Source organism: Sphingomonas yabuuchiae (assembly GCF_014199595.1).
In the GTDB taxonomy this organism is placed as follows: Bacteria; Pseudomonadota; Alphaproteobacteria; order Sphingomonadales; family Sphingomonadaceae; genus Sphingomonas; species Sphingomonas yabuuchiae.
Genome location: NZ_JACHNX010000009.1, coordinates 152,653 through 159,257, shown reverse-complemented (window position 1 = coordinate 159,257; position 6,605 = coordinate 152,653). Strand labels below are relative to the sequence as shown.

Annotated in this window: 10 protein-coding genes; 6 read left to right on the top strand and 4 right to left on the bottom strand. The window is 66.4% G+C overall.

Annotated elements, in window-relative coordinates:
• The coding region (glyS, locus tag GGQ89_RS12740; RefSeq protein ID WP_244955788.1) for a glycine--tRNA ligase subunit beta at positions 1–1,379 on the bottom strand (1,379 nt) is incomplete at its 3' end.
• Positions 1,379–2,218 carry a glycine--tRNA ligase subunit alpha gene (locus GGQ89_RS12735; protein ID WP_056434449.1) on the bottom strand — a complete coding sequence of 280 codons (840 nt, stop codon included), beginning with the start codon at positions 2,216–2,218 and terminating at the stop codon, positions 1,379–1,381. The genes glyS and GGQ89_RS12735, both read right to left, overlap by 1 nt.
• A 344-nt stretch (positions 2,219–2,562) precedes the next feature.
• On the opposite strand from GGQ89_RS12735, the gene GGQ89_RS12730 reads away from it, so the two are divergent.
• The 6 genes from GGQ89_RS12730 to GGQ89_RS12705 all read left to right on the top strand — a co-directional run bounded on the left by GGQ89_RS12730 (position 2,563) and on the right by GGQ89_RS12705 (position 5,747).
• Positions 2,563–2,766: a helix-turn-helix transcriptional regulator gene (locus GGQ89_RS12730; RefSeq protein WP_056434642.1), complete on the top strand. Its 204-nt coding sequence runs from the start codon at positions 2,563–2,565 to the stop codon at positions 2,764–2,766.
• Positions 2,744–3,193 (top strand): hypothetical protein, encoded by a 450-nt coding sequence (locus GGQ89_RS12725; protein ID WP_184106053.1) that lies wholly within the window; start codon positions 2,744–2,746, stop codon positions 3,191–3,193. The genes GGQ89_RS12730 and GGQ89_RS12725 overlap by 23 nt, the downstream gene beginning before the upstream one ends.
• On the top strand, positions 3,190–3,381 hold the full coding sequence (locus tag GGQ89_RS12720) for a hypothetical protein (RefSeq protein WP_184106052.1): 192 nt from the start codon (positions 3,190–3,192) through the stop codon (positions 3,379–3,381). Before GGQ89_RS12725 ends, GGQ89_RS12720 begins: the two co-directional genes overlap by 4 nt.
• Complete coding sequence (locus GGQ89_RS12715; protein ID WP_184106051.1) at positions 3,378–3,821, top strand: hypothetical protein; 444 nt, start codon at positions 3,378–3,380, stop codon at positions 3,819–3,821. Before GGQ89_RS12720 ends, GGQ89_RS12715 begins: the two co-directional genes overlap by 4 nt.
• A gap of 48 nt (positions 3,822–3,869) precedes the next feature.
• Positions 3,870–4,769 carry a TraB/GumN family protein gene (locus tag GGQ89_RS12710; RefSeq protein ID WP_184106050.1) on the top strand — a complete coding sequence of 300 codons (900 nt, stop codon included), beginning with the start codon at positions 3,870–3,872 and terminating at the stop codon, positions 4,767–4,769.
• Positions 4,770–4,877: 108 nt separating this feature from the next.
• Positions 4,878–5,747, top strand: coding sequence for a diacylglycerol/lipid kinase family protein (locus GGQ89_RS12705; protein ID WP_206362806.1), 870 nt, complete (start codon positions 4,878–4,880; stop codon positions 5,745–5,747).
• Here GGQ89_RS12705 and GGQ89_RS12700 read toward each other — a convergent pair.
• Both GGQ89_RS12700 and GGQ89_RS12695 read right to left on the bottom strand, forming a co-directional pair.
• Positions 5,702–5,938 carry a helix-turn-helix domain-containing protein gene (locus tag GGQ89_RS12700; protein ID WP_184106048.1) on the bottom strand — a complete coding sequence of 79 codons (237 nt, stop codon included), beginning with the start codon at positions 5,936–5,938 and terminating at the stop codon, positions 5,702–5,704. The two genes, GGQ89_RS12705 and GGQ89_RS12700, sit on opposite strands and share 46 nt — an antisense overlap.
• Positions 5,938–6,549, bottom strand: coding sequence for a hypothetical protein (locus GGQ89_RS12695; protein ID WP_184106047.1), 612 nt, complete (start codon positions 6,547–6,549; stop codon positions 5,938–5,940). Before GGQ89_RS12695 ends, GGQ89_RS12700 begins: the two co-directional genes overlap by 1 nt.
• Positions 6,550–6,605: the final 56 nt, after the last annotated feature.

The window sequence follows — 6,605 nt, the reverse complement described above, 5'->3', positions numbered from 1 at the left end:
TGGGGGTTTGGGTGGGTCGCTTGGCCCCCCCCCCCCCCCCCCGGGCGGGGGGGGGGGGGGGGGGTGGTGGGGGGGGGGGGGGGGGCCCCGGGGGGGGGGGGCCCCCCCCCCCCCCCCCCCCCCCCCCCCCCCCCCCCGGGGGGGGGGGGGGGGGGGGGGGGCCCCGACGCGGGCGAGGCGCTGCTGGACTGCCCCTCACCCTCCCCACGGCCTTGCCGCGGGTCCCCTCCCTCTCCCCGATGGGGAGAGGGCGTTGCGCCGACGATACCCTCTTCGACCAGCCAGCGGGCCAGCTTGGCCACCCGCTCGACCTTGTCGGCGACGGTGCCGAGCTTTTCGTGGAAAACGATCTTTTCCAGCTTGGGCCGCAGCTCGTCGAGCTTGGTCTTCAGGTCCGTCTCGTAGAAGAAGCGCGCGTCGGACAGGCGGGCGGCGAGCACCTTGCCATTGCCCTCGACGATCTTCGCGCCGCCATCGGTCGCCTCGATATTGGCGGTGCAGACGAACGCGTTCGCCAGCTTGCCGTCGCCCGAGCGGCAGACGAAATACTTCTGGTTCACCCGCGCGGTCAGCTGGATGACTTCGGGCGGCACGTCGAGATAGGCTTCGTCGAAGCGCCCCAGCAGCGGCACCGGCCATTCGGTCAGCCCGGCATTCTCCGCCACCAGCCCTTCGTCCTCGACCAGCTCCAGCCCGGCCTCGGCGGCCAGGGCCGATGCCCGCTCACGGATGATCGCGGCCCGCTCGTCCTGGTCGACCAGCACCTTGGCAGCGCGCAGTTGCTCGACATAGGTGTCGGCGCCGGTCAGCACGATCTCGGCGGGCGCATGGAAGCGGTGGCCGCGCGTGACGTTGCCGCTGGTGATCCCCGCGATTGCGAAGGGCACAACCTCGCCGCCGAACAGCGCGACGATGGCGTGCAGCGGACGGACCCAGCGCATCGACTCGGTCGAGGCGGACTCGGCGCCCCAGCGCATCGACTTGGGCCAGGGGAAGGCGCGGACGATGGCGGGGATCGCCTCGGCCAGCACTTCCGCCGTCGCGCGGCCGGGCTTTTCGGTGATCGCAAACAGCACGCCGTCGCGCTCGGTCAGCTGCTCGCGCGACAGCCCGGTCTTGCGCAGGAAGCCCTCCAGCGCCTGCGGGGGGGCGGAGGCGCGTGGCCCCTTCACTTCCTCGGACACTGCCTCGGTCGCGGACGGAAGGCCCTTGGCGATCAGTGCGAGGCGACGCGGCCCCGCATAGGTGACGATCTCACCCGCCGACAGTCCGGCCTTGGCGAGTTCGGCAGTGAAGAGCTTCGCGAGATTCTCCCGCGCCCCCGCCTGCATCCGGGCGGGGATTTCTTCGGAGCGGAGTTCGAGCAGAAAATCGGTCATCACGCGGCCCAGCCGTTCTTGTCCATCCAGGCGCCGCACGCGCCCTTCGCCAGATCGCGGACGCGGCCCATATAGGCCTGGCGCTCCGCCACCGAGATCACGCCGCGCGCTTGCAGCAGGTTGAAGGTGTGGCTGGCCTTGATCGCCTGTTCATAGGCGGGGATGGGCAGCTTGGCCTCCAGACAGCGCTCGCACTCGGCCGCCGCCTTTTTGAAGGCGTCGAACAGCGTGTCGGTGTCGGCGACCTCGAAGTTCCAGGTCGACATCTGCTTCTCGTTTTCGAGAAACACGTCGCCGTAACTCACGCCCGCATCGTTGAAGCGCAGGTCGTACACATTGTCGACGTCCTGGATATACATGGCCAGGCGTTCGAGCCCATAGGTCAGCTCGCCCGCGACCGGCTTCATGTCGTATCCGCCCATCTGCTGGAAATAGGTGAACTGGGTCACCTCCATCCCGTCGCACCAGACTTCCCAGCCCAGGCCCCAGGCACCCAAAGTCGGGCTTTCCCAGTCATCCTCGACGAAGCGGATATCGTGCTTGGTCATGTCCACGCCGATCGCGGCCAGGCTGCCCAGATACAGGTCCTGCAGGTCGGCGGGCGAGGGCTTCAGGATCACCTGATACTGGTAATAATGCTGGAGCCGGTTGGGGTTCTCGCCATAGCGGCCGTCGGTCGGGCGGCGGCACGGCTGGACGAAGGCGGCGTTCCAACTGTCCGGCCCCAGCGCGCGCAGCGTGGTCGCGGGGTGAAAGGTGCCCGCCCCCATCTCCATGTCATAGGGTTGCAGGATCACGCATCCCCGCTCGCTCCAATAGTCATGGAGGGTGAGGATCATGCGCTGGAAGGAAAGTGGTCCTTCCGGGGGGCCGTTTCGGGTCTGCATAATGGGGCAGGCTTTGGCGGATGGCCCTTGTGCGGTCAAGGCGAGCGGGCTTTTCGCAACCGCACCGGCCGCTCCCCCACCCGACCGCCCATTCAGAATATGCTGTGGGCGGTCGGGTGGGGGGGCGGGCCGGCGCCGCATCCGCGTGAGCGGCTCAAGCACAAAGTCAGACAGACGTGATATTTTGTCAGGTCTTGTTGACAATGTCGCGACTCGCTGTCACTTTGTCATGGTCACCTGACATTACGTCATGCATGGGTGACAAAGGGAGGTTGGCCATGCAAGAGGAGGTGGACATGAAAAATCGCCTCAAGGTGCTGCGCGCCGAACGCAACTGGAGCCAGGCAGAACTCGCCGGGCGGCTGGATGTCTCGCGCCAGGCCGTCAACGCCATCGAGACGGGGAAATACGACCCCTCGCTACCGCTCGCCTTCCGCATCGGACGGCTGTTCGAAATGCCCATCGAGGAGATTTTCGATGATGAACATGACGGTGAGTGAGGGTAGCGCCCGTTGGGGTGAGGCACGCGTGGCCGAGCGCGCGGCGCGCAAGACGCGGCGGCGGATCGCGCTGATCGTCATGGCGATCCTGCTGGTCGTCGGCCTGCCTTTTCTGGAGGGGTTCATCGACGGCTTCCTCCATCGTCCTCGAGCATCCCTGCCCCATCCCTTGGCGCAGCTTGCCGCAGTCATCATGCTGATCGTCGTCGGCGTCATGACTTGGCGCAACTGGCGCGAGACTGACGAGATGCAGCGGCGGCTGGCAATCGAGACCTGGGCCGTGATCGGGGTCACGAACTTCGTGCTTCACCCACTGCTGACCATCGTCGGAGCGCAGACGGATCGAGTCGATTTCGGGGACTATAGCTGGGGCGTATCGGTGATGATCGGGCTGACCTTCTACGTCCTCCGGCGGGTGCGGTCATGAGCCGCCGCCTGACCCGCGCGGTCATCGGCAGCGGCATGGCCCTGTCGCTCCTCGGCTGGGGTGCCGGACGGGTGGGCGAGTTTACGTTCAATGCGATCCGCCCCGACATGCAGGCCGACAGCGTCGCTGCCCATCAGGTCGCGATCCCCAAATTTTCCGTCCATCTGTTTATCGAGGTGCGACCATGACCGATCTATCCCAACGCGACAGCCGTGGCCCGAGCGAGCGCGCCAATCACCGACTGCTCGCTTTGTCGGGGGGCATAGGCGGCTTGGCCGGTCTCGCGCTGGCGACCGTATCGTTTGTATCCACGCCCCAGGGCAGGCATCTCGACCATGACGCCGTTTGGACCTCGCCGCTGCCGCTCTGGTTCGCCATCTTGATGGCACTGGTCTGGGGCGTGGTCATTCCCGTCATCTCGTGGCGCTGGCACCGGGTCGTCGACGAGCATGAGCGTCAGGCCTATCGCGACGGTGCGGTCGCCAGCTTCTATACGGTCGCCCTCAGCGTGCCCGTCTGGTGGTTCCTGTGGCGCGGCGGCGCGTTACCGCCGGTCCAGTTCGAATGGGTATATGGCGCAATGCTGATAGTCGGCAGCGTTGTCTGGCTCTGGCGCAAATATGCCTGATCTCTCCCTTTTCCCATCCGGCCCTTCCTTTTCCGAAAGTCCGATCCCATGAAGACGATCATGAAAGCCGCCCTCACCTCGCTCGCGCTGATGCTGGCGCTGCCCGCCTGTGCACAGAGCAAGCCCGCGCAAGCTGCCAATGATGCCGATCCCGCTTTGTGGGTGGTCAAGGATGCCGACACGACCATCTATCTGTTCGGCACCATCCATGTGCTGAAGCCCGGCCTGTCCTGGTTCGACGAGGCGGTGAAGACCGCCTTCGACAAGTCGGACCAGCTGATGCTGGAGATGGTGCAGCCCGATCCGGCGACGATGCAGCAGATCGTGATGAAGAACGGCTTCGTCACCACCGGCCCTACCCTGACCGAGCAGCTGCCCGCCGACAAGCGCGGCGCCTATCTGAAGGCGGTGACCGATCTGGGGGCCGATCCGCGCAACTTCGACCGGATGAAGCCGTGGCTGGTGGGCGTCACCCTGTCGCTCGCGCCGATCCAGAAGCTGGGCTACGATCCGAAGAACGGGCCGGAAACCGTGCTGGCCGACGCGGCCAAGGCGGCGAACAAGCCGGTCGCCGGGCTGGAAACCGCCGAGCAGCAGATCGGCTTTTTCAACGGCCTGTCGCAAAAGGCGCAGATCGAGTTCCTGACCTCGACGGTCGACGACCTGCCCAAGGCGGGCGAGGAAATGGCCGAGATGGTCGACGAATGGGCCAAGGGCGATCCCGATGCGCTGGCCAAGACGATGAACGAAAGCCTGAAGGACTCGCCCGAGGTCGCCAAGACCTTGCTGACCGACCGCAACGCCCGCTGGGCGACGTGGATCAAGGAGCGCATGGCCAAGCCCGGCACCATCTTCATCGCGGTCGGCGCGGGGCATCTGGCGGGTAACGACAGCGTCCAGGCGCAGCTCGCCAAGCAGGGGATCAAGGCCGAACGCATCGCCTATTGATCCCCGTCACGGGGTCCGGTCCGGGCGACGGCATCGTCATCGCCCGGACGCAAAAGCCTGTTCTACCGACAGTCTGGCCCGGACGGCCGATGAAGGGGCGGGGCGACGATGCGGCGATGCTGGTTGGTGACGAATGCCGGGTCCGGCTCGACCGCTGCCGACGGCATCGCGCAGATCGAGACACGGCTGGCCGCGCAAGGCCGGACCCTGGTCGGGCGGACCGGCTTTCCCGATCAGGCCATCCCCTCCCCCATGGACCTCAATACGGCGGGCGCGACGCTGGTCGTGCTGCTGGCGGGAGACGGCACCGTCAACGCCGTACTCACCGCACTCGATGGCTGGGCGGGATCGGTGCTGATCCTGCCCGGCGGCACAATGAACCTGCTGGCCAAGCAGCTGCACGGCGATGTTTCGGCCGAAACGATCCTGGAAAGGCTGGAACAGAGGCCGCCACCCCGCCGGATCGCGCTTCCTTATGTCACCGGCGACGGACACCGCGCCTATGCCGGGCTGATCCTCGGCCCCGCCACCCGCTGGGTTCATGCCCGTGAAGCCGCGCGCGCTGGGCGACCCAGGCAACTTCTCCGCGCGATCGGTCAGGCATGGCGCCGGACCTTCGGCCGGGGCTTGCGGTTGCAGGATATGCCGGAGCTCCCCCGTGCCTATCAGGCGGTGTTCGTCCAGCCGGGCGAGGCAGTGATGGCACTGACGGCGGTGGATGCGCGGCACTGGCGGCGGATGATGGAACTGGGGTGGGCTGCGATGCGGGGCAATTGGGCCGAGGCGAAGGGCGTGACGCGCGCCACCGCCTCGTCATTCCGACTGGCCAGCCGCAAAGCCGGCCTGGCGCTGTTCGACGGCGAGCCCCGGATGCTCGGCACCCGCTGTACGATCACCACCGGTCGGACCTGCGCCCTTGTGTTGGCGACCGATCAAGCGCCATCCTCGGTGGTCAGGTCGTCGTCGGAGGGCTCGTAACCCAATATGTCCCCCGGCTCGCAGTCGAGATAGCGGCAGATGGCCGCCAGGGTGGAAAAGCGCACCCCCTTCACCTTGCCCGACTTCAACAGCGACAGGTTCGATTCGGTGATCCCGATCGCGCGGGCGAGTTCGTTCGACTTCACCTTGCGGCGCACCAGCATCATATCGAGATGGACGGTCACGGGCATCAGACGATCTCGGCCAGATCGCCCCGCGCGCGCAACCCCGCCGCCAGCGCCCAGGTCGCGGCCCAGGCCGCACAGGCGAGCAGCAGTCGCTCGATAATCAGGGTAAATTCCACCGAATAGGAAAAGGCCCCGACATCCGTCATCGCCCCCAGAAAGACGGCATCCCGCAACACTTGTGCCAGGGGTTCGGCGATGGCCATGGCAATGCCCGCGGCGGTCGCCCGCTGCAACCAGCGCATTCCGCTCCAATCGCGATGCTCCTGCCGATTGCTGAAACGCCATAGCGCCATGCCGACCGAGAAGAACAATAGCGTGAAGGGCAAGGCATCCAGCATCTGGATGCCCAACAATCGCCACCACCAATAGGGTTCCGCCATGGCAGTGGTCATGCGTTCCGAGGCCTTGGGCAGATTGGCGATGACATGCCGGACCTCCGGCGACAATTGATCGAGCGGCTGGGGCTTGGCGCGGCATCCGTCGTCGCAGTCGATCATGAAGGCCTGCCACTGCGGCCCCACCAGCATCGTGGGCAGCGTCGCGACCCCCGCCCCCGCAATCAGGAAGCACAACACCGCGAACGCCCGCACCGCCCGAGCCCGCCCCCGGCTCATGAAATATCTGCCCGCCATCATCATCTTTCTGTTTTACAGAAATTCATAACTATCAT

Bases quoted from the DNA above. Each gene is read 5' to 3' on its own strand.
- GGQ89_RS12705 (WP_206362806.1), top strand. From the start codon at position 4,878: ATGCGGCGATGCTGGTTGGTGACGAATGCCGGGTCCGGCTCGACCGCT.
- GGQ89_RS12725 (WP_184106053.1), top strand. From the start codon at position 2,744: ATGATGAACATGACGGTGAGTGAGGGTAGCGCCCGTTGGGGTGAGGCA.
- GGQ89_RS12720 (WP_184106052.1), top strand. From the start codon at position 3,190: ATGAGCCGCCGCCTGACCCGCGCGGTCATCGGCAGCGGCATGGCCCTG.
- GGQ89_RS12730 (WP_056434642.1), top strand. From the start codon at position 2,563: ATGAAAAATCGCCTCAAGGTGCTGCGCGCCGAACGCAACTGGAGCCAG.
- GGQ89_RS12700 (WP_184106048.1), bottom strand. From the start codon at position 5,938: ATGCCCGTGACCGTCCATCTCGATATGATGCTGGTGCGCCGCAAGGTG.
- GGQ89_RS12710 (WP_184106050.1), top strand. From the start codon at position 3,870: ATGAAGACGATCATGAAAGCCGCCCTCACCTCGCTCGCGCTGATGCTG.
- GGQ89_RS12715 (WP_184106051.1), top strand. From the start codon at position 3,378: ATGACCGATCTATCCCAACGCGACAGCCGTGGCCCGAGCGAGCGCGCC.
- GGQ89_RS12735 (WP_056434449.1), bottom strand. From the start codon at position 2,218: ATGATCCTCACCCTCCATGACTATTGGAGCGAGCGGGGATGCGTGATC.
- GGQ89_RS12695 (WP_184106047.1), bottom strand. From the start codon at position 6,549: ATGAGCCGGGGGCGGGCTCGGGCGGTGCGGGCGTTCGCGGTGTTGTGC.